This is a genomic window from Algoriphagus sp. 4150, assembly GCF_031457395.1.
Taxonomy (GTDB): Bacteria; Bacteroidota; Bacteroidia; order Cytophagales; family Cyclobacteriaceae; genus Algoriphagus.
Map to the genome: position 1 here is coordinate 56,427 of NZ_JAVDWS010000011.1, position 22,110 is coordinate 78,536.

The 22,110-nt window shown below is 34.5% G+C and carries 28 protein-coding genes; 5 read left to right on the forward strand and 23 right to left on the reverse strand.

Annotated elements, in window-relative coordinates; all coding sequences use genetic code 11:
• Position 1 precedes the first annotated feature (1 nt).
• The 23 genes from J2X69_RS14575 to rsmA all read right to left on the reverse strand — a co-directional run bounded on the left by J2X69_RS14575 (position 2) and on the right by rsmA (position 18,012).
• The gene (locus J2X69_RS14575) at positions 2-289 is read right to left on the reverse strand and encodes a hypothetical protein (RefSeq protein ID WP_310104655.1); all 288 of its coding nucleotides are present in this window, start codon (positions 287-289) and stop codon (positions 2-4) included.
• Positions 290-342: 53 nt separating this feature from the next.
• Complete coding sequence (locus J2X69_RS14580; RefSeq protein WP_310104658.1) at positions 343-642, reverse strand: hypothetical protein; 300 nt, start codon at positions 640-642, stop codon at positions 343-345.
• Between the two features lie 95 nt (positions 643-737).
• Positions 738-1,172: a phage tail tube protein gene (locus J2X69_RS14585; protein ID WP_310104663.1), complete on the reverse strand. Its 435-nt coding sequence runs from the start codon at positions 1,170-1,172 to the stop codon at positions 738-740.
• 54 nt (positions 1,173-1,226) lie between these two features.
• Positions 1,227-1,619 carry a hypothetical protein gene (locus tag J2X69_RS14590; protein ID WP_310104669.1) on the reverse strand — a complete coding sequence of 131 codons (393 nt, stop codon included), beginning with the start codon at positions 1,617-1,619 and terminating at the stop codon, positions 1,227-1,229.
• Positions 1,616-2,086, reverse strand: a complete 471-nt coding sequence (locus J2X69_RS14595; protein WP_310104672.1) for an HK97-gp10 family putative phage morphogenesis protein — start codon at positions 2,084-2,086, stop codon at positions 1,616-1,618. The genes J2X69_RS14590 and J2X69_RS14595 overlap by 4 nt, the downstream gene beginning before the upstream one ends.
• Positions 2,086-2,409: a head-tail adaptor protein gene (locus tag J2X69_RS14600; RefSeq protein ID WP_310104674.1), complete on the reverse strand. Its 324-nt coding sequence runs from the start codon at positions 2,407-2,409 to the stop codon at positions 2,086-2,088. The genes J2X69_RS14595 and J2X69_RS14600 overlap by 1 nt, the downstream gene beginning before the upstream one ends.
• A 2-nt stretch (positions 2,410-2,411) precedes the next feature.
• Positions 2,412-2,960, reverse strand: a complete 549-nt coding sequence (locus J2X69_RS14605) for a head-tail connector protein (RefSeq protein ID WP_310104676.1) — start codon at positions 2,958-2,960, stop codon at positions 2,412-2,414.
• Positions 2,957-3,169: a hypothetical protein gene (locus J2X69_RS14610; RefSeq protein WP_310104679.1), complete on the reverse strand. Its 213-nt coding sequence runs from the start codon at positions 3,167-3,169 to the stop codon at positions 2,957-2,959. The genes J2X69_RS14605 and J2X69_RS14610 overlap by 4 nt, the downstream gene beginning before the upstream one ends.
• A 77-nt stretch (positions 3,170-3,246) precedes the next feature.
• A complete protein-coding gene (locus tag J2X69_RS14615) occupies positions 3,247-4,497 on the reverse strand; it encodes a phage major capsid protein (protein ID WP_310104681.1) in 1,251 nt (416 codons plus the stop codon).
• 63 nt (positions 4,498-4,560) lie between these two features.
• Complete coding sequence (locus J2X69_RS14620) at positions 4,561-5,178, reverse strand: HK97 family phage prohead protease (protein ID WP_310104685.1); 618 nt, start codon at positions 5,176-5,178, stop codon at positions 4,561-4,563.
• Positions 5,171-6,406 (reverse strand): phage portal protein, encoded by a 1,236-nt coding sequence (locus J2X69_RS14625; RefSeq protein ID WP_310104686.1) that lies wholly within the window; start codon positions 6,404-6,406, stop codon positions 5,171-5,173. Before J2X69_RS14625 ends, J2X69_RS14620 begins: the two co-directional genes overlap by 8 nt.
• Positions 6,407-6,441: 35 nt before the next feature.
• On the reverse strand, positions 6,442-6,816 hold the full coding sequence (locus tag J2X69_RS14630; protein ID WP_310104688.1) for a D-Ala-D-Ala carboxypeptidase family metallohydrolase: 375 nt from the start codon (positions 6,814-6,816) through the stop codon (positions 6,442-6,444).
• An 11-nt stretch (positions 6,817-6,827) separates the two neighbouring features.
• Complete coding sequence (locus J2X69_RS14635; protein ID WP_310104690.1) at positions 6,828-7,352, reverse strand: phage holin family protein; 525 nt, start codon at positions 7,350-7,352, stop codon at positions 6,828-6,830.
• A 37-nt stretch (positions 7,353-7,389) separates the two neighbouring features.
• Positions 7,390-9,024, reverse strand: a complete 1,635-nt coding sequence (locus J2X69_RS14640) for a terminase TerL endonuclease subunit (RefSeq protein WP_310104691.1) — start codon at positions 9,022-9,024, stop codon at positions 7,390-7,392.
• A 28-nt stretch (positions 9,025-9,052) separates the two neighbouring features.
• On the reverse strand, positions 9,053-9,538 hold the full coding sequence (locus J2X69_RS14645; protein ID WP_310104694.1) for a phage terminase small subunit P27 family: 486 nt from the start codon (positions 9,536-9,538) through the stop codon (positions 9,053-9,055).
• Between the two features lie 320 nt (positions 9,539-9,858).
• A complete protein-coding gene (locus J2X69_RS14650) occupies positions 9,859-10,368 on the reverse strand; it encodes a hypothetical protein (protein WP_310104697.1) in 510 nt (169 codons plus the stop codon).
• 60 nt (positions 10,369-10,428) lie between these two features.
• Positions 10,429-11,277 carry an NUMOD1 domain-containing DNA-binding protein gene (locus J2X69_RS14655; protein ID WP_310104700.1) on the reverse strand — a complete coding sequence of 283 codons (849 nt, stop codon included), beginning with the start codon at positions 11,275-11,277 and terminating at the stop codon, positions 10,429-10,431.
• 117 nt (positions 11,278-11,394) lie between these two features.
• Positions 11,395-12,744: a tyrosine-type recombinase/integrase gene (locus J2X69_RS14660; protein ID WP_310104701.1), complete on the reverse strand. Its 1,350-nt coding sequence runs from the start codon at positions 12,742-12,744 to the stop codon at positions 11,395-11,397.
• A 292-nt stretch (positions 12,745-13,036) separates the two neighbouring features.
• Positions 13,037-13,747, reverse strand: coding sequence for a DUF421 domain-containing protein (locus J2X69_RS14665; RefSeq protein ID WP_310104703.1), 711 nt, complete (start codon positions 13,745-13,747; stop codon positions 13,037-13,039).
• Positions 13,748-13,945: 198 nt separating this feature from the next.
• Complete coding sequence (locus J2X69_RS14670) at positions 13,946-14,329, reverse strand: hypothetical protein (protein WP_310104705.1); 384 nt, start codon at positions 14,327-14,329, stop codon at positions 13,946-13,948.
• 600 nt (positions 14,330-14,929) lie between these two features.
• Positions 14,930-15,859 (reverse strand): 2-hydroxyacid dehydrogenase, encoded by a 930-nt coding sequence (locus tag J2X69_RS14675; RefSeq protein ID WP_310104707.1) that lies wholly within the window; start codon positions 15,857-15,859, stop codon positions 14,930-14,932.
• 13 nt (positions 15,860-15,872) lie between these two features.
• Positions 15,873-17,240: a magnesium transporter gene (gene mgtE, locus J2X69_RS14680; protein ID WP_310104710.1), complete on the reverse strand. Its 1,368-nt coding sequence runs from the start codon at positions 17,238-17,240 to the stop codon at positions 15,873-15,875.
• On the reverse strand, positions 17,227-18,012 hold the full coding sequence (rsmA, locus tag J2X69_RS14685; protein WP_310104714.1) for a 16S rRNA (adenine(1518)-N(6)/adenine(1519)-N(6))-dimethyltransferase RsmA: 786 nt from the start codon (positions 18,010-18,012) through the stop codon (positions 17,227-17,229). Before rsmA ends, mgtE begins: the two co-directional genes overlap by 14 nt.
• Positions 18,013-18,130: 118 nt before the next feature.
• Here rsmA and pdxA point away from each other — a divergent pair, with 118 nt between their 5' ends.
• The 5 genes from pdxA (at position 18,131) to efp (ending at position 22,063) form a co-directional block, all read left to right on the forward strand.
• The gene (gene pdxA / locus J2X69_RS14690) at positions 18,131-19,153 is read left to right on the forward strand and encodes a 4-hydroxythreonine-4-phosphate dehydrogenase PdxA (RefSeq protein WP_310104717.1); all 1,023 of its coding nucleotides are present in this window, start codon (positions 18,131-18,133) and stop codon (positions 19,151-19,153) included.
• A gap of 231 nt (positions 19,154-19,384) precedes the next feature.
• The gene (locus J2X69_RS14695) at positions 19,385-19,957 is read left to right on the forward strand and encodes a DUF177 domain-containing protein (protein WP_310104720.1); all 573 of its coding nucleotides are present in this window, start codon (positions 19,385-19,387) and stop codon (positions 19,955-19,957) included.
• A gap of 18 nt (positions 19,958-19,975) precedes the next feature.
• Positions 19,976-20,167: a 50S ribosomal protein L32 gene (gene rpmF, locus J2X69_RS14700; RefSeq protein ID WP_057938136.1), complete on the forward strand. Its 192-nt coding sequence runs from the start codon at positions 19,976-19,978 to the stop codon at positions 20,165-20,167.
• A 230-nt stretch (positions 20,168-20,397) separates the two neighbouring features.
• A complete protein-coding gene (locus tag J2X69_RS14705) occupies positions 20,398-21,396 on the forward strand; it encodes a beta-ketoacyl-ACP synthase III (RefSeq protein ID WP_310104729.1) in 999 nt (332 codons plus the stop codon).
• Positions 21,397-21,499: 103 nt separating this feature from the next.
• Complete coding sequence (gene efp, locus J2X69_RS14710; RefSeq protein ID WP_310104731.1) at positions 21,500-22,063, forward strand: elongation factor P; 564 nt, start codon at positions 21,500-21,502, stop codon at positions 22,061-22,063.
• Positions 22,064-22,110 lie beyond the last annotated feature (47 nt).

The following is a 22,110-nucleotide window of genomic DNA, read 5'->3' on the forward strand; positions in this document are numbered from 1 at the left end:
TTTAAAACTTCCACTTCTTTCTTAAATCATTGAATTCATCAGCAGACAGTTTTTTAACTCTAATTTTATTTTCATCCTTTTCCCACCCAAAAGGAATTAGTATATCCATAGATTTACTTTGAGATGATTTTTCCAAATGTGGCTTAATTGAAAAATAGGATATGAATCTGGCCAACTCATATTGTTTTTTATTTCTATTATTATAACCAGTAATAAAATCACCAAATTCTTTTGGGGTTAATTGATAAAAATCATTCAATCCTAATCCAGCTTCAAAAGCTATAATCAAACTCCTATCACTTCCATTAATATCATCTTCATCAATATCATTATGGGAAGAACTTACTTCTTCCCGTCTGAAAAAAAACTACCAATAGTATCAGTGGCAATCTTGAAAAACTCATTGATTGATAATTCATCCAATTCTTTTTCAAAATCTTCATATTTAACATATTGATTTTTTTCATTCAAAAATGAATATCCTTCACATACACCAAAATATAATAGATGGGATAATCCATCAGTATCAATCTTTGCTAAATCCTGTAAACCAGTTTTAAACATTTTTTCAAATTTGATAATTACCCTTCTGTTAATTCTAACAGGAATTTTCTTTTCATTGATTTCTAAATATTCGATCATAACTTTAACTTATTTTGTTATAATTAAATTTTAATCAATAAAAAAAGGGGCGTTAAGCCCCCTTTACCAGCACCGTAAAAAATAAGTATAAAAAATTAGGATACTGTATCGAATGATAGACCACCATCAACTTGAATAGTAAATGAACCTGTGGCAACTGAATCCATATCATAAGAATGAGAACCAGCAGAAAAATAACCCTCTCCACTTATTACAGTGTTACTTGCTGAATCATCACCCAAGACAAAATCAACTTTGGTACCGTTATACACAATTTCCAATACCTCTGCAATAGTCATTGCACCAGTCGGATCATATAAGGCTTCAACATTAATAGTTGCGGTTGATCTAGTAGGTAAATATTTTCTTACAGGAATTCCACCCTCAGTAGTAGTTTTGGAAGTGTATTCAATCATTTCCTTAGTTAAATCCAATGAAGCAGAAGTTTGACCCGCTAAAACAACAGGTGTACCAACATCATCAATTTCTTTGAATTTGATTAATATTTTATTTGAATCTTGATTTGTCATATTATATAAAATTTATAAAAAGTCTTAATTTAATTTTATATAATTAAAAATCTATCAATTGAATATGTGCATACTAAAGTCCATCACTCTATTAAACAATTCTGGTTTTTCTTCATATTCATCTGTAAATGATTCAAACTTAATTAGATCAATCACCACATTATCTTCATCATCAGAAAATTCCTTAAAGTCCAATAAATTTCTAAGGTGTTTAACAGCATTGATTACATCCATATAATCTTCAGAAAATATATGCAATCTCAGAATATAAAAATCTTTCAATGATGGGGTTAATTTTGTCTCATTGGTATCAGTAATAAAAATCCGATACATCAAAGCAGGTAACTTTGATTTCTTTGCAGATAAAGGAAAAATATTTGATCCAAAAATATTGGTAACATTTACATCATTTGATAATACATCATAAATAACTTCTTCTACACTCATATTTTTAAACTCTTTATTATTTTATCCAATTCAGCTATAAATGTTTTAAACACATTATCCTTATTGGAATCATAGGCATTGCCCAAAAAAGGATTGGCTTTAATGCCTTTCACCTTTTTAACAAAAATAATTTTACCGTCTTTGGTCTCGAATGATAGAAACTTATGCTTTGTTGGTTCCCTGTCCTTTGTACCCAGTTCAATCAAATGGTGGGCATTGGAATTGACATTTACAATCATTACAAACTGTCCTGCTAAGCTTCTTTTCTTTGCCTGTCTTATCTGAATTTTCTTTTTCATATACCCAGAATCAACAGGTACATTTTTCCTTGCATCAGCCCTGATTATATTGGCACCTTTTCTAACAGCTTTCTTAATTACTTTGTCCTGTGTTTCGTCTGGTAACTTTCTCAGTTTCTCCAATAACTTCTTTGCATCGAGTGAAACGGTAACACGGTTTGAAGCCATTACTTATTGGATTTATATTGTGCTGTAATTTCCAATGCCTCTTTATATCCAATCTCCTTTATTCCTCGAATCTGGAAAATCCGACTATCAAAAATGATAATATGATTGCTTGTAATATTAACATCATAATAAATCTTGAATACCCAAACATTGGAATCAATCAAATTCTTTCCTTCATATTGTTCTCTGTTTTGCCACTCATATTTTGAAGCCCAGAATTTTTGATATAAGGTAAATGTTTCTTTTTCTTGACCTACTGAATCCTTTTCAATTATTGGCTGGTGAATCTCTACTAAATGCCTTGCATCTTCTAAGTGTAACATAACTATAAGAATGAAACATTTTTATAAGGTTGCAATAATCTCTGTACCACCTTATGAAGGTTAACCACTGATTTACCTATTACCAAAGTACCTCTAAATTGATATAAGTCAGTCAACATAATTTTAGCAGCCTGTTTAATTGCCTCTGGTAAATCATCAGAATCTTCTATACCTTTTTTATAGGTAATTTGAAGATGGGTATAATCAGAAGGTAAAAGACTAAACTTTATATATTCATCCGAAAATGAAAACTCAAATTCACTAGAATCAATTTCAGTTTGATCATTGAAAAACTTTACATCAGTAACATTATAAATTGGCGCATTGGGAAATAATATATTTTCATTTTCTACCAGTTTATCAAATATTGCAAATTGATAGGTGGTATCTACCAAATCCCTATCCAGTTCATTTTCAATTGAATCAGTAACAACTGACAGCAAAGTATTAATATATAAATCTTCATAATTATGCAATATTCTCAAATGGTCTTTTGCTTCTGATAAATTTATTATTGTTTGGGTTGACTTCTTAATTACTTTTGCAATCATTTGCTTTTGGTTGACTTCCTGCCTCTACCCTGTTTGGGTGTTTGAGTAATTTTTGATTGATCATCATTAGTTTCTTCAATCAATTCCATAACAATTATTTTGTTATTCATTCTTATCAATTCCAATACTTCTTCATTGACTATTTCAATATGGTTTGGAAAATAACCTGAATGTTTAAATGGCTGAATTATTTGAATTTTATACTTCATATTTTTAATAATTAAAAAATAATCAATAAAAAAGACTACCATTAAATGATAGTCTTTCAATTTTAATATAAATACTATTAGGCTACAATATCCTTAGATACAACCTTACCTTCGTAGTGTTTATCTTTGATATCCCAATATGTACCAATGTTCAATACTGTTTCCCCTTTAGCAGCATTACTAAATGGATCTACCAGGATTTCAATGGCGGAACCCCACCCAGCAACGATTGTAGAACTGAAATCACCATAGAACATTGCGCTAAGAGTTTCACCAGAGGTGCCCTTTTCAAGGTTGCTTGGAACTCTGTTTGATAGTACAAATGGCATATTATCTATTAATCCATTTTCTAAAATGAATTTGTCACTTCCAACTGCCTTTGGCAAAGCTTTAAGACTAGACCACACATCATAATTAATTAAATACTTAGCAAATTCAATATCCACTTCAGCTTTACCTGCTAATTCCACAAACTTTTGAACCTGTTCAACTGTCAATGCTAGACCATTAGTACCATTAATAACAGCTTGTGTATCAGTAGCAGCTAAAAGATTTGCTATAAATTTTTCATCCAATTCTTTTTGTATTGATCTCTCAATCTCTTTTCTCAATGAAGCTTCTACAGATTGACTTGATTGGATTAACAATTGGTTACTTATAGGCAATCTGGTTGCCAAACGATTTGGCCTAAGTTCTATTTGACCAATGTTTGCATCAGAATCAGATACAGTTGCATTCTCACCAACCCACGTACTTACCACACGACCCAGTTTAGGCAAATCAACATTCCCAACTAAAGATAACATTTTGGTCGCCCCAACTTTATCAAGTAATGAACCTTCATATAATGCTTCGATAATAGAACCCTTATTAGTTTCAACAAGATTTCCACCTTTAGCCCCAGAATCACCAGTCACTGAGAATGAACGATAATTAGAAGGTATATAAGCAGCATTAGAATTGATGGCAATACCAGCTTCTGTAAGCTGTCTTTCACCTTCTGCCTGAGCTTCAGCAAATACACCAGTTACTTTACCTCTTTTAATTGCATCAATGTGACCCATCAAAGAATATTTCTCAGTTGATCTAGTTACTACATTAGGAACATTTACACCTTGATTAGCAGCCATTCTAGCTTCAAACTCTTCAACTCTTTCAGCATTTGTAATTTCAGTTTTCAAACCTTCAGCTTCATCAAACTTGGTATTGAAATTTGTTTGTTCGGCTTCATTTAAGCTTCTATTTTCAGCCTTAGCAGAATCCAAAACACTTTTTATTTCTTTCTCTAAGTCATTAAGTTTTTTTCTTAACTCTACGGATTTTTTCATATATATTTAAAAATTTTAAAATCAATAATTTAATTTTATATAATTAAAAAAGTATCAATAAATTTATTTGATCAATGTGATATACTTATGCATATATTCATTAACATTATTTTCTTTAACTTCCTCTTTACTTTCAGCCACAATTTCCTCTTCCAATTCCTTTTTTACTTCTTCAAATGATCTTACCATTGAAGTTGTATTTTGATAGGCAGCATTTGAAACTGGGCTAACATCCGATATGATTCGAAACTGGGTTATTCTTCTAATATATTTATCACCTATCTTTTCCCATTTTTCACCACTTCCATCCTGTGGCAAATAAAATGCAAAAGAAGATTTATTTATATCACCTCTTTGAATTGATAAATATAAATCTTTGTGATAAGTAATATTCATATCCAATTTTGCCTTATAATACAATCCTTTTTCATCATTGATTATTTCAAGTGTCTTGCTGGTATTCCTTGCCAAAATATATTCATCTTTATGATTGAATAAACACATCACATCAGATATATCAGTATTTTCATTAATAGAATTATTATCTATAATTTCAACAAATCCTCCAAGATTCTTGGATTCATTATTATAGGTCAATGCATAACCTTCAATGTATTTATCATCACCATCTTCATAAGCCCTAAATTCAGGACTTGAAAAAATTCTTATTTCTTTATTCATTAGTATTAAAATTTTGTAACTCTACTTCATTTAAATCACTCTTGGAATAGTCTAATTTTGCTTTTGAATCCCAGAACCTATTAACAATTGATTTGGGAATCAAATTGGCTTGGATATAGGTATCCCCATTAATTTCTTCTGGCATATCTTCAAGCTCTCTAATTTCTTCAGGACTGATTGCACCTAAATAGAATAAAGATTTATATAATTCGCCTCTTGCTTTACTGTCACCTCTTAATACTCCATCAATTGAGAACTTTGGATAAACCCCATCAATGATTTCTTTTTTGCTGAATAATTTAAATTTCAATTCGGATTCTATTTTTGTAATCAATGGCAACAATGTTATTTGATAGAATCTAATATTATTGAACTCAATATTTTGATTTGTTGAACTAACTTCAGCATTAAGAATAAACAAAGGCAAATTAAGCATAGAACAAATTTCTTCTTTCTCAAATCGTCTCGATTCCAAGAATTTTGTTTGACTTGGATCAAGTTCTATTTGATTTAGTTTCATCCCATCTTCCAAGAATAGAATTCTTTTACCATTTTGACCGCTAAAATTGTTAGTCAATTCACCTCTTAATCTATCCCTCTGCTTATCATTTAATTCTTTGTCATATTGGATAGTACCCCTAATTGATCCACCTTCACCATTATATATTTTATTGGTGTAATCCACTGAATTCAAATTGATTTCAAGATTCTTTCTAAAATTGTTAATCGGATCAATACCCAAAAACCCAGAACCAATATTTTTGAAATGGATTAAATCATCGTTTTCAATAACCTTTCCTTCATCACCATCAAATTTGAAATATAGTTTTTCATTAAAAAATATTGCTTCTACATAGGTAAATGAAATGATTTTTAAATCAACTGGATTTCCTGCACTATCTCTAACAATCTTGCTAAATGAATTGCCTTTAATCAGCATTATGAATAACATTGTATTTAACCATTCAAAAGAAGATTGATAAAAATTTGGCCGTTCTTTCAATAAAAAATAAGCTGGATGTTCTTTATAAACTTTTTTATTCTGATAAATCTTTAATGGCATTGATGCAACTGAATTAGCTATCACATTAACACCCTGATAAAAGCTTGAAATAGATAGTGCTGAATTGCTATTTACAGCAATTGAATTAGGTAAACTATCAATCGAAATTACGTTTGGTACAATCAAACTAGGTAACCCAAAAATACTTCTAAGTTGATTAATCATATATTTTATTGATAATTAAAAAATAATCAACAAAATTACCAAGTCACATAATTACCCCTAATATCATAATGAACAAACGTTCTATATGCTTTCAATCCACCAGCTTTAATTTTTCCCTCATCCATCAATTTCTTAATGACTGAGGCTAATTGTTTTGGTGTTAAACCTTTTACTTTGATATCGGCAGCAATTGCGATTAAATGCTTTGATTTGGACTTACCACCTTCATTAGCATTATGTTTTTTGCATCGATATCCACTATTGACTATGATGGGTGAATTAATATAATTTCTAATTATCTCTAAATTAACTGCAAGATTATAAACGTTATCGGTTAATTCATATGGAAATTCACATCCGCATTTACATGTAAATTCTGATTGTTCAAAATATCTTGTTAACATCAACATTTAAAAAATATTTATTTCTTTGGCTGACTATTATAGTCAGTAATTTTTCTTTTGATTACGGCTATAAATTTATATGGCACTAAATCCATTGCGTGGAGATTTTCAGTTATGGAAATTAATTGCTGTCCAAGAAAAGTACTATAAAAAATAGAGTATAAAGGCACAAAAATAATTGAGTAAATCCCAGCAAACTTAACCAATGACAAAAGCAATAAAGCAGATAACATTGTCAATAAAAATCTAGGAAACTTTTTAGACACCAGTTTTTTATCTTCTAATTCCTTTGAAACTGGAAGACCTAGTTTATTTAATTTTCTTATTTTCAAGGAAAACATTATTGACTTTAAGACCCCTGTTAAAAAGTCAACTACATAAAGGATAATTAAAAAATAAATCGCCCCAACTGATTGAAATAAAAAATTAAACACTAAATCAATTATTGTGAATAATGGGAAAAGTATTTTTACAACCCATTCATTATCTACATTCTTAAAAATTGCCTTGACTAAATCAGTACCATTTGCATAACCATACATTGAAATTCTTTAACTATAAGTAAAGATTTATCAATAATTACACAAAGAAAAAACCTCTGTCTTCATATACACTTTTACTATTGCTTTGATTCTCCAATTCTTCAACCTCATCAATAAAATATTGCCCCAATGCAATAATCATTGCAACAATAGCATCAATTTTATCTTTCGCTTTTTCCTTATCAACTTTGATATTTCCAGCAGGATCTTTGGTTAATCTCACATTTGAGAGACACCATTTCAGCACAGGATTATTATTGTGAATCAATTTCTTTTCAACAATCAATGATTCTACTTTTTTGATGGCAGGTGACATTGATTTATAACCCTGTCCAAACCCAGTGAATTTTAAACCCAATTCATTCTGAACCCTTGCAACCAGTTGATCAGCACCCCAACGGTCATAGCCAATATTTTTGATTATGAATTTTTCTGATAGTTCTTTGATCTTCTCAAAAAGAAAATCATCATCCCTTGACCTATTGGCGGTCAAATACAAATGGTTATTGGTATTCAACGCCCAACCAAGAAAAGCCCTACCAGCAGAAATATTATCCTTTCTTTCGGCAGCCTCCATTGGCAAAAATGAATAGGTTAAAACCTTAAATGTCTTGTCAGGTTGCGGAAAAACCAATACAAGGGCGTTTAAATCCCTATTGTTTGCTAAATCCAATCCTGCCCAACATTCTTGCCCCAATAAATCATCCTCTGAATAATCAGACTTATTCAGCATCCAATCACTATTGGTTATCCAAGCCATTGTGCTATCCACCCAAATATTCAAATGCAATTGTTTGAAGGAATTCAAAAAGGTAGGCATTGACCGTGCTTTGGTTATTTCCTCCAAAATGGCATCCTCTCGAATGCTGACACCAAAGCCAGGATTTGCCCTTTTGATATTGTCAATGTGGAATAGCTTTTTAAGATCATCGAAATCTTCACCCTCAAAAACAAATGGTAAGAAATTATCATCTTCTATAACCCCATCAATTATTTTCTTTGCATAGTCGTACAACTCATAACAAGCGGAATTCCTGTCACTACCAGCCGTGGTAATGGTAATCAGTAGCGGTTGTTCTCTGGCTCCCATAGAAGTCTTAAAAACATCATACAAGTCCCTGTCTTTATGGGCGTGGAATTCATCAATCAAACAGCCTGATAAAGATGCACCGTGTAAGTTTCCAGATTCTGAGGAAACAACCTTTAGGAATGAATTGGTTTTATCAAATTCCAGTGAGTTTTTGAAAACCTTTATGTATTGTGCCAATTGCTTATTTTCCAATACCATTGATTTCATAATGGTAAATGCAATTCTGGCTTGTTCTCTACTTGATGCACCAATGTAAAATTCACCGCCTCTATCATTCTTGGATTGAACAATCAGCAGGTAAAGCATTATTGCAGAAGATAGGGTGGTTTTAGAATTCTTTCTTGGCAGGAATAAAAATGACTCTCTATATTTTCTTAATCCAGTCTCAATATTTTTCCATCCAAATAAATTGGTGATATATTCCTTTTCCCAATTTTGTAATATATATGGCTTACCAGCCAATTTACCTTTAACGTGTTGGATAAAAGTTTCAATAAATAAAACCGCTTTATTTGCATCTTCTTTATCAAAATAATACTTACTGGAATCAATTTTTGAAAAATCAATTGTGTACTTATACATTACTTACTTTTCAATAAGTAAAGATTTATCAATTCAAAAAGTCTTCAATTGATGTTGTACTAAGTTCTTTATTATCATTTACCATCACAGAAATTTTCGAACGCTCTGAAGGTGATAAACCAAATTTGCTCATTAATTGACTATAGTTTTTAAATGCATTATTGGCAATGTTAATCCAAGGGCTAATCATTTGATAAGTGGCACCGTTTTTATTTGTACCTGTTATAACGTAACCATTTCTTTTGATCTCAAATTGAGCTTCTAAATACTTGCCATATTCAGCCGATAAAATTTCCAATGACTCAAAATCTGAATTGGTCAATACATCAGATTCAATTAATAGTTGGGCAAACTTCTTAAAAAAAACTTTGCCGTATTTATTTAAATGGGTTGGTACTTTGATATCATCCAATGATGCAACTTTGTTAAATTGGGGTTTATTAGCGTTGGTTCTGCATTTTTGCAATGTCCCCTTCTTTTCTTTTAATTCATCTGCTATGCGTGATCTGCCCATAAATTCTACTTTAATTATAAGTACTTGGCAATCAACCCCCCACTAGTGAATTTTGCACGCATACAAGATCAACTACCAGTAGTCGGTATGTTCTGAGGATCAATAAATTATAAAGACCCCCTACCCCTAAAAATTTAATTAACTTTGAGAAAAATTCAAATCATCCAAAACCCTATAACAACTTGATGTTTGACAGGACATATATTTAAATCTCAATTCATTTAATTCTTTATTCAATCTTTCACAATTATTACTTGTGTGATCATAAATATCAACACAACCTATCATACCTATAAATACTAAAAAAAAAATAAACTTTCTCATAATTCTATATTAAAATTTAAATATTCTTTAATTTCTTTCACACACAGATAATAATACTCCGTTGCTGATTGCTGTGTAATGTTTAATCTTGTTCCAATGTACTTACTATTGTAGCCTTTCAATCTCAAATAAAATGTTCTCCATCTATTCAAGTGTTTTCTTTTGATAAAATAATTGGTAAAAACATATGACCTAATATCAGTAATTAATCTTTTATATTCTGTTGTATCTTCCAAATAGAATCTTTCTGAATCACAATCATCAATCAAATGATCAAAGCTTTTTATATTACAATCCATATCTTTATTGAATTGATTATATATTCTTGTGCTGCAATTCCAAACGATTCCTTTAATGTAATTTTTTAAAATGGTTGTAAGCTGGTCATTGTGTTTGTTTTGTTCAATTAGTACAATCATTACTTCTTGTATAACATCTTCATAATCAATTTTATTTTTTATCAGTAAGCAAGTGGATTTCACATAATCATAGATTTCAGTATTCATATTATTTATTTAATATAAATACTTTATAAAACTCAATATGTGTTAAATTATAAAAATATTTTAATAAAAATGTTTAACCGTATAACCATTTATATATTCATTCCTTTGAATCTTATTCTTTATCCAAGTTACACTGTAATTAAAATACTTGGCTGTATCGTTCAATGAATAGAAAACATCCACAAAGTCATTACCTTTATATATTTCATACTTTGGTATTTCTTTTGAATAACTACCAGAATCATATTCAGATTTATAAATGAATACTGAATTAATACTTTTAACACTTGTTGCGCTACTTCTCAAACATTGATAAATAGTATTAGGTTTTAATCCTAACTCTTTAGAGGCTTCCTTTACGGTGTCAAAAAGCTTGATAGGTTGATAGTAATAATTTAACTGATATAATGGTTGTTTGCCATTAACACCAAATACTAATGTTTTAATTATCTTACTTATATACCTGACTTTGATTGAGGCTTCTTCATTGGTTATATTAAGTCTTATTGCTATCTCTTTGGGAGAATAGCCCAAATAGAACAAATACCAGCATTTAAAGGGTGTAATGTTTTTACCCTTCCTCATATACTTATTAATGATATGTTGCCTTAGCTTTGGGAATATTGCCTCTAATTTTGATGTAGTATTGGTATTATTATCAGTTGGATCTGGCACATCATAATCTTCTGATATTTGCTGATACTTTCTTTCAACATTTGAAAAGTTTGAATGGCTTACATTCCAGATTATGCCTTGTATTACTTTCTTTAATTCACTGGATAATTCACAATCAATTAATCCTTTTTCAATCAAGACTAATGCAACATCTTGTATAGTATCATCAATCATTTCTTTATTCTTAATCTTTTTGGTTTGTTCTTTTACATAATTATATACTTCAGCATTCATATTTATTTTATTATAAATACAAATATAATTTCAATATTTATCAATCACTAAAAATTAAACATAAAAAAACCTATCAAAACTAATTGATAGGTTCAAAGCAATTCAAATAATTATAATCTACATATCCAATCTAAAAGATTCAATTGATTTATTATCATATTCAATTCCTAAATATTTCATTGTTACCTCAATACTCGAATGGCCTAAACAATTTTTAACTTGTAACAAATCTCGATTTACATTGTAGATTATATAAGCAAAACTTTTACGGGCTGTATGTGAACTTATACATTTGGATAAATCTTTGTAAGTAAATTTCTTATTTTCAACAAAGGTAATTTTTCTGATACTATTACCATATATTTTTTTTAATGTTTCGCCTACTACTTTTTTTTCCTTTGCCATATAACAAATAGATGTACTTCTATTTGTTATATCTGGAAAATTCCATTGTAAATCACTTGCTATATCATAAAGGTAAGTACCGATATATGGAACACTTACAATTTTATTATTTTTAATTGCAAAATAATTATATGAATTATCATTTTTAGTTAATGTGCTTTTCGTTTCTAATTCTTTTGTAAAAGGATTTAGCCTTTGAGGATTTATATTATTATTATTCATTTCTGAAATTCTCATACCGCAAAAGCAACGAAACAGAAAATATTTAATATAATCAATTTCATTATCCTTTGGTCTTGGTATTTCCTGCATTTTCTCAGTAGGTGCATATACAAATTTATAAAGGTTTGATAATTCATCTTTGGTTAAATAAATAATTTCCTTTTCTTCTCTTTTGTACTTATTATCTTTTTGGGTGAAAGTTGGTAACTTACGTTTGTTAAATTTATTAAAATTCTTTATTGAGGTATTTAATACATCAAAGAAAGTTGAAATACTAGAATCTTTATTCTCTTCAATGTTTCTACACCAGTTAACTAAATCATCTTGTATCTGATCAATATTATTACTTAATTTATCTGTAGTTATTATATATTCAGAATATTTTTCAAATTTCTCTATTTTGTTGATTGCAGTATTTAATATAATTAAAGTGGTATTTGCAAGCTTTTTAATATTTGCATCTTTAAGTTTTAATTTTAATAACATTACCAGATTTTCAGATTGATCTACTATTTGAGATTCACCAATTATCTGAGATACATCTACATTTTTTATTGAAGCTTTAACCACATTATCAATATCAGCTGCTGTTACCTCTCTTTTTTCCTCAATTTTGGTAAGTTCGTTTTCAATGAAATTTAAACGGTTGTTATATTTCTGATAGTAACTATTAGACCTTTTCACCTTTTGCTCTTCCTGATTCCATTGGGATTTACTACAGGAAATGCCAATACCTTTTACCTTGTATTTTTTCAATGATTTCAGGTAGAATCTGAGGTTGATTGAATTGGGTTCATTTACCCCTGCTTTTGCTTTTGAAATGAAAAAGATAGTCTTCATATGGTATTACATTTTGTTTCTGATTCCTTATGGATCAAATGTAATACTAAATGTAATGAAACAGTCGAAAAAGTCTTAAAAATGACACATTAAGATGCACCAGAAGCTCTATTAAACAATAATATTATTTGAACTACAAAGATAACAAAGCTTTGAAACAAACCAAAGCCGGAATTTCTTTCTCCTTCTCCATTTTTACTCTTTGGATACCGGATAGGCATTTCTGTCAAATTTTTAGAACAACTGATTTAACCACGAACTATTCCACATCCATTATTCTACTTTTGTCAACTCAGTTTAACCTTCGCTCTTCACTGGCCAAGAGCCATTCATTTTCACCACAAATTTCACAGGGCTCTACCCGTTCTCCTTCAAGCTTCAATTCTCCACAGTGCGTACAACAATAGTTATTTCCGGGTTCAAATTCTTTACAGGGAAAAGCATACACATCAGGTAAAATAGGCAAACCCGGCATTACATCTTCGTCAGGAAAATAAAATACACTTAAATCCCCCGAAGTTTCCAAATAAGCGGATTTCACTTGTCCAAGGTGAGAAACGCGTTGTTGTCGAAGCTGGGAAAACAATTCATCATACGCCAAGGATTCTTCATGGATAGAAGCTAAAATGATTTTACCGCTCTCTATCAACTTGACAGGTTTTCCTTCTACAAATCGCTCTATTTTCTCAAATCTGCCAGCCAGATAGGTGATCAGTTTGTACAGACTGATGACTATCACAAAAACTAAAATAGCAGGCAGTAAGGCTACATCTTCATAAAACATAGGATCGCCTGCGGCAGAGCCGAGAGATATAATTATTGCCAGTTCAAATACAGATAGCTGCTTGATCCCCCGCTTCCCGGAAAGTCTCAATATCAAAAGGACGACAAAAAACATTATCGTGGTCCGAAGAACCACCTCTGCCAAAAATACATAAGGGATATCTTCCCCGATCAGCAGCCGTTTGGTGTCAAAAAAGTCAAATGATTCGGTGGCTTCCATTGGCTCTCAAAGATAAAAACGATGGCGCCTCCTCGCGACGGTGACTTTAGTGCATCCTACATACATTAGTAGCTGTAGAATCTATTTAGGGTTTACCGCTAGGCTTTTTTCTTTACGAAATTGCTCTTTAAATCCAAGTAAACCTTTGGTAGTCAATTGCCGGTCAAGGGAGGCATCATCGCTTACTCTATCTCATCTTCAATCAGTAGATTTCACTTTCCCTTGATCGTCATAAACGATGGTCAGGGATTCTCTATCCTCAGTTTCGAAACTTAGTTCATAATAGGTAATCCCATTTTCTTCAAAAACCTTTTTATCGGTGATTTTATCAGTTGATAGCGCATTGTCCATATCTATTGCTTCAAGCACAGGGGATGGAAGATCGTCAGTGCCGGACTGATCTATTGCTTCCGGCATTAAAGTGCCGTCACGTCTCACAATGTTGGTATCTGAATCGTGCAGGGGACCACTCATTTCATTTTGGGCTTCTACACTTTCTTCATAAGCTTTGTCAGACTTTTCTCCACAGGAGAATGACAGTAGAGCTATTAGAACAAGGAAAATTATCGAGTTAGTTTTCATGGTTGGTTTAAGTTTTCAAATTCCTCCTTTTGAAAAAGAGAATTATGCGCTTTCAAGAAAATATATTCAAAATTCTGCCCAATTCAGAAATCCTATGAGCAAAAAAGATCATCCAGCTCTCAAGAAAAAAACACATCAATATCAAACCCAGAATAAATAGGCGAAAAAACTGTCATTCCTTACCCATTTTCAGAATAATTCTTACTATATCTATAATATTCATTAGAAAAACACTGTTGTCATTACACCTCCAAAAAACATTTTTTTTGATTGAAATAAATAGGTCGAAAATAAATATTCTCTAACACGAACCCATAAAGTCCTCACTATGATCTATATATTTCCCATTATGCGGACTTCCTTCAGTCTATGCTTTAAATAAATATTTAAAAAGACATTTATTTATATGATTATCCGCAATGATGCCAGTAGTCGTATTTTCTTTGTTTTCTTGGCTAGAAGACCCGCCAAGGCGAGGCAGGCCGATGACGGATGACCTGCCTTTGCCGGTAGGCAGGCCGAAGTGGCCTTGAATGATAAAGTTCACCAAATCCTTTGATGCTTTAATTTCTTTAGTGGTAGAAAAGCGGATATACCTATTTATTTAAATGCCTTTTTGATCCTTTTTGCCAAAACCTTGTTGATTTTCTCATAAGACTCATATGTCCACCCTGCCACATGAGGACTAAACAACACATTATCCCGGGCAGCAAGTTTTTCAAATTCGGACTTTTGTTCAGGGCTGAATTTTTGGAATTTTTCATTTTCCAACACATCCAGTAATGCTCCGCGCAAAATACCTTCATCCAAAGCTTTATTTAAAGTCTTGAAGCTTATCACTTCTCCCCTAGCCGTGTTGATCAGCCAAAAGGGCTTGGCGAAGCTTTTAAGCTCTTTCATTGTGAAAAAATCCCTTGTCTCAGATGTCAGTGGCACGTGAATACTCAAAATATCCGCTTCGGCTTTCAGTTTCTCCCACATTACTTCCCTCACCAAATCATCGCCAAAATCCATCTTATATTTATCGTAAGCGAGAATATCAACCTTAAACCCCTGGAGACGGCGCGCAAAGGATTTGCCCATGTTGCCATATCCCATGATACCGACGGTTTTGCCCGCCAACTCATGCCCACGATTGCCTTCACGATCCCAAATTCCCTTTCGAACTTCCTGATCGGCTTTTCCCACATTATTGAATAATGCCAAAAGCATCCCAATGGCATGCTCAGCCACTGCATCCCGATTTCCTTTGGCAGCATGAAAAAGCTTAATGTCCTTTTCAGCCAAATAACCCAAATCAATCTTGTCCAGTCCGGCTCCGGCTCTACCGATAAATTTAAGGTTGGTAGCCTGCTCTAGGAGAGCCCGGTCCATCGGAGTCTTTGACCGGATAATAAGCCCATCAAATTCCGCTACCGTGTCCAGAATTTCATCACGGGTGATTTCAGGTGAGTAAATGACTTCATGCCCTTCCTTCTGCAACATGGGCATAATACTTTCGTGCATTTCGTCAATTATAAGAATCTTCATTTTTTTGAAGGAATTAAATATTTAATAAAGACATGGCAATCAAAAAGTAAACAGCAAGGCCTATCAGGTCATTTGCGGTGGTGATAAACGGCCCCGAAGCCAAAGCGGGATTCACGCCAAATTTATCCAAAACAATAGGTGTGATAGTTCCCATAAATGAGGAAAGCAATACCACAGAAAATAAAGCTATGGATACCACCAAAGCGAATGCAACCTCATTATGGTAAATCAACACCACTACAGCAAATACGAAAATTGCCAGTATTAAACCGTTCAAAATGGCTACCAACAGTACTTTAAAAAAGCGTTTACCCAGTGAATCGTCAAAGATGGACTTGTTCGCCAGAGACTGTACTACCAATGAGGAAGATTGAATCCCTACATTGCCTCCTGTGGCGGTGATCAGCGGGATAAAAAACGCCAGGGCGGTCACCTTGCTTAGGCCCGCTTCGAAGAAACCTATAAATCCCGCTCCCAATAATCCCCCACAAATCCCAATTAACAACCAGGGAAGTCTCGCTTTAGAAAGCTTGATGACACTATCATATTCATCTACTGTATCAGAGATACCCGTCATCGCCTGCATGTCTTCCTCAGCTTCCTCCCTGATCACATCCAGGATATCATCGACGGTGATTCTTCCCACCAGTTTATTTTTTGCGTTGATTACCGGTACGGATTCCAGATCGTACTTCCGCATGATTTCGGCGACTTCCTCCTGATCCATGTGGGTAGGCACTGAGATTACTTCCTCCTCATAGATATCTTCAATCTTCGTGTCTTCAGATGCCAGGATAATCCGTTTTAGAGACACCAATCCCAATAATTGCTGTCGGTTGTTCACCACGAAAATGGAAAAAATCTTATTTACATTTTCTGCCTGCCGACGGATCTCATTGATTGTCTGTACCACATTCCAGTTCTTATTGGCACGGATGTATTCCTTAGCCATAATCCCGCCCGCAGTATCTTCATCGTAGCGTAGGAGTTCGAGAATCTGGTCAGACTTAACCTTATCCTGAAAATGGCTGATGATATCCTCCCGCTCTCTTTCCAAAAAAAGATTGAGTATATCCGCCCCATCATCGGAATCCATCAACTCAATCAAATTAGCCATTTCTTGGATGTCAAGTTCCTTTAGAACTCTGTGCTGCTTGGTAGCTTCCAATTCAATGATAATATCCGCTGCCAACTGCGCGTCAACCACCCGCAAAACATAGATAGCTTCCTCCATAGAAAGCTCATCGAGCAGGGCTGCGATATCCGCCACATTCACCCCATCCAGCGACTCCTGAATAAAGTTCAAATCCTGTGCTTCAATCGCCTGACGGAGACTTTCTAGGTATTCTTTCGAAAGTTCAAACTGCTTAATGATTTCCACGGGAAGCTTCGATTGTTTGGGTGAGAAATATAAAATCAGCAACGTCTAATTGCTCAGCACGTAAATCCAAAATAGGATTTGAATTAAAGTCAACAGGAAGACTAAAGGGTTTAAGGCAATTTCGCAGTGTTTTCCTGCGATTTCCAAAACCGGCTTTCACTACCTGCTTAAAGAGTTTTTCATTACAATCCAACCGTTCTGTAGCATTCCGTGTCAATCTGATTACTCCCGAATTGACTTTGGGAGGCGGATCAAAGACATGCGGAGGCACGGTAAATAAATATTCTATATCATAATATGCCTGCAACAGCACCGATAATATTCCGTAATCTTTATTTCCCTTAGGTGAAGCAATACGCTCAGCTACTTCTTTCTGTAGCATGCAGACCACTTCCGTCACCTGATCTTTCACCTCAAGTACTTTGAAAAAAATCTGGGAAGAAATGTTGTAGGGAAAATTACCTGCGATGGCAAACTTATCTTCAAATGATTCGGAAAGACTCATTTTCAGAAAATCCCCCTCGATGATTTTATCTCCCAATTCGGGGTATTTCTTATGAAGGTAAGCTACCGATTCTTTGTCAATATCGATTAAATACAAATCCAGATTCCCTTTCAAAAGAAAATCAGTAAGCACCCCCATGCCAGGCCCGATTTCCAGGACTTTGCTTACTCCATTATGTCCTCTGACCGCTTGCGCTATTTGCTCCGCAATACTCAAATCGGTCAAAAAATGCTGTCCCAAGTGTTTCTTGGCTTTGACCTTTTCCATCGGTTAGCTCAGATAAATTTTTATAAATTGCAACCAAAATTAAGACAATAATTCTAAAGGACTAGCTAAGATGCGGTAGCAATACCAAGTCACTCCGCAAATCCACACCCATCCTTGTATGCATCAACGTAAGATCAAACCCATAATCGGAATCAGTATTGGCGATATTAATGGAATAGGCATCGAAGTCACCATGAAAGCTTTGCTGGACAACAGAACTTACAAATCATTTACCCCGCTGATCTATGCGCATGGTAAGGCGCTGACTTTCTACAGAAAGCAATTGGGACTGGAAGATTTTAACTTTGTACAGATCAAAAGCATAGAAGAGATTCAACATAAGCGACTCAATGTAATCAATGTAACCGATGATTGTCCCGAGGTGATTCCCGGAGTAGAAACTCAGGAAGCAGGAAAATTTGCTTTGGAAGCTTTGAAAATGGCTGTGAATGACCTGAAAGAAGGAAAAATTCAGGCCCTGGTGACGGCACCGCTTAATAAAAACAATGTGAACTCTGCCGAACTTCACTTCGTCGGGCATACCGAATTCATCACAAATGAAGTGGGAGCAACAGAAAGTCTGATGCTGATGGTATCAGAGCAGTTGCGTGTAGGACTGGTCACAGGGCACGTGCCTTTGGCAAAAGTGGCTGAGAATGTCACCCAGGAAAGGATAATCCAAAAAGCCACGATTCTTCTGAAAAGTCTGGAAAATGACTTTGGAATCAATAAGCCGAAAATTGCAATCTTGGGATTGAACCCACATGCAGGTGAAGACGGACTACTGGGTGAAGAAGAAGAGCAAATCATCAAACCGGCTATTCATGCACTGAAGGATCAAAACAAAATGGTCTTTGGCCCCTATCCTGCTGATGGATTCTTTGGAATGGCTCATCAGACCAAATTTGATGGGATTCTTGCCATGTATCACGATCAGGGATTGGTCCCTTTCAAATCCATGGCCTTCAGCACCGGGGTAAACTTCACTGCCGGTTTGCCCGTAATCAGAACTTCACCGGATCACGGCACTGCATACAATATAGCAGGTAAAAACGTAGCAGATGAAGGCTCCATGAGAGCCGCAATCTTTCTGGCACTAGACATTATTCAATTACACAACCCGCAGGAATCAGAGGATTGATAAGGAAATGAGAGATTTACCCATGAAATCGACACGAGTAAACTAATCATTAAAACACACTGGCCGGTGATTATTTTACTCTTCAAAGATTCTCCTGAATCAAGTTTGGGACAGGTAGTAGCCTTTCGAAAGAAAAATAAAAGCACATGAAACCAAATATTATTTCAAAATCTCTTTCATCCTTGTATAATAATTCACTATTTTTGCGGTCTTAAATCGAGAGGAGGTATCGTGAAATTCTGGAGAACATTTGATATTGAGGTCATTAAGTTCCTCGAAGGCATCCACGAAATTGACTTCGAAATTGGAGAATCATTTTTCCAGAACTTCGAAGACAACGAACTTGTCAAAAAAGGCAATTTGACCGCACGGGTCATTATGAAAGTCGGAGCAAACGTAATTGAAATGAATTTTCATATTGCAGGGACAGTGACCCTGACCTGCGATAGAAGTTTGGAGCCCTTTGAGCAGCTTCTGGACTTCAGTGAAAAAATGATCTACAAGTACGGAGCTGAAGAAAAAGAAATCGATGAAAACGTCATTATGATCACTAGGGATACCCCGAAAGTCAATGTCGCTCAGTTGATTTATGAGTTTATTTTACTGGCTTTGCCGTTGAAAAAAATTCACCCCGATTATAGAAATGAAATGGATGATGAGGAATACGAAGGAGAAGGATTCTACGCTTATATAGACGGGCAGGATTCTGACAGTACCGGAGATGATTCAGCAACCGACGAAGATAATAATGAAGCAGTTGATCCTAGATGGGATCTTTTAAAAAAGTTAAAAAACAAGGAATAATCATAAACCACGCATAAAATGGCACATCCTAAACGAAAAATTTCGAAAACCAGAAGAGATAAAAGAAGAACTCACTACAAGTTAGAGGCTCCGGGCTTGGCTAAATGCCCTACCACAGGCGAAATGCACTTACCACACAGAGCTTTCTGGTTGGACGGTAAACTGTACTACAAAGGACAAGTTATCATCGAAAAAGAAATTTTGGCTTAATCAGTCAGCTGATTATGATAAAAATCCATCCGCTAGTTGCGGATGGATTTTTTTGTTTTCAGCCTCAATCCAAACAGCTTGTTATCAAGCCGATTACTTTTCATTCATGGATTTCTTTTGGTAGAGAATGACAATTGTAATATTTTTGCCTTCCTTACAGGATAGAACACATCCATAACAAACAGTTAGAGATGATTTCGATTTGATCGTCTCAGCTTAACCCCAGCATAATGGACAAACTCAGAGCCATGATCACCGGAATACAAGGTTACGTTCCGGAATACAGGTTGACAAACAAAGAACTTGAGAAGCTTGTAGAAACAAATGACGAGTGGATCGTCTCAAGAACTGGAATAAAGGAGAGAAGAATTTTAAAAGGAGAAGACCAAGGCACATCTATAATGGGTGCTGAAGCTGTAAAAGGTCTTCTGGAAAAAACCGGCACTGATCCTCTGGATGTGGATTTGATTATATGTGCCACAGTCACTCCTGATATGCCTTTCCCTGCTACCGGAAATATCATCGCGGATCTGGTAGGTGCGAAAAACAGCTATAGCTTCGATATTGGAGCTGCATGTTCAGGATTTCTGTACGCTCTCCAGATGGGAAGTCAGTTTATCCAGACAGGAACCCATAAGAAAGTAATTGTAGTCGGAGCTGATAAAATGTCTTCTATCGTCGATTACACGGATAGAGCTACATGTATTCTATTTGGTGATGGCGCAGGAGCAGTCATGCTAGAGCCAACTACCGAGGATTTGGGTATAGTGGACGCCATCCTCAAATCTGACGGCTCCGGAGCGCCATATCTTCATATGAAAGCCGGTGGAAGCCGTAGACCGGCCAGTCATGAAACAGTGGACGCCAAGGAGCATTTTGCTTATCAGGAAGGCTCTACTGTGTTTAAGTTTGCAGTGACCAATATGGCTGATGTAAGTGCGGAGATTATGGAAAAAAATGGCTTGACAGGTGACGATGTTGCTTGGCTTGTCCCCCATCAAGCGAATCTTCGAATCATCAACGCTACCGCCAACCGTATGCGAATAGGATCAGATAAGGTGATGATGAACATTGAAAAATACGGCAATACGACAGCTGCAACTATACCGCTTTGTCTCTGGGATTACGAAAGTCAATTAAGAAAAGGGGATAACTTGGTACTTGCTGCTTTTGGAGGCGGATTTACATGGGGCTCCATTTTCCTTAAGTGGGGTTACGATCCGAAATAAGTTCTCAAGAAATCGAGCCTGTCTGCCTCAGGCAGGTATGATCCCGTACCTACGGGAACACAGAACAATTATAAACAGATGAAAATAATACGATAATTATATTATGGCTAGTACTGCAGATTTTAAAAACGGACTTTGTCTGGTAATGAACAATGACATCTACACCATCGTTGAGTTTCAGCATGTCAAACCGGGAAAAGGTCCTGCATTTGTCAGAACCAAAATGAAGGGAATCACCTCCGGAAAAACCCTTGATAAAACGTTCAACGCCGGAGAGAAAGTAGAAACAGCTAGAGTAGAGAAAAGGCCTCATCAGTTTCTGTATGCGGATGATATGGGCTACAATTTCATGGACACCAACTCCTTTGAGCAGATTTCTATTGAAGAAAAATTGATAGAAAGAGCCAATCTTCTGAAAGACGGTCAGTTGGTGGATATTTTGATCCATGACGAAACAGAAACCCCTCTTGCTGTGGAGCTTCCTCCTTTCGTGGAATTGATGATTACATACACCGAACCTGGCATCAAAGGCGATACAGCCACCAATGCATTGAAACCTGCTACTGTAGAGACAGGAGCCACTGTGATGGTGCCGCTTTTCGTAGAGCAAGACATCTTGATCAAGGTGGATACCAGGGATGGTTCTTACTCAGAAAGAGTAAAATAACTTAGTTAAGCTGTGTGATTTCATTAAATTACACAGCTTTATTCTTT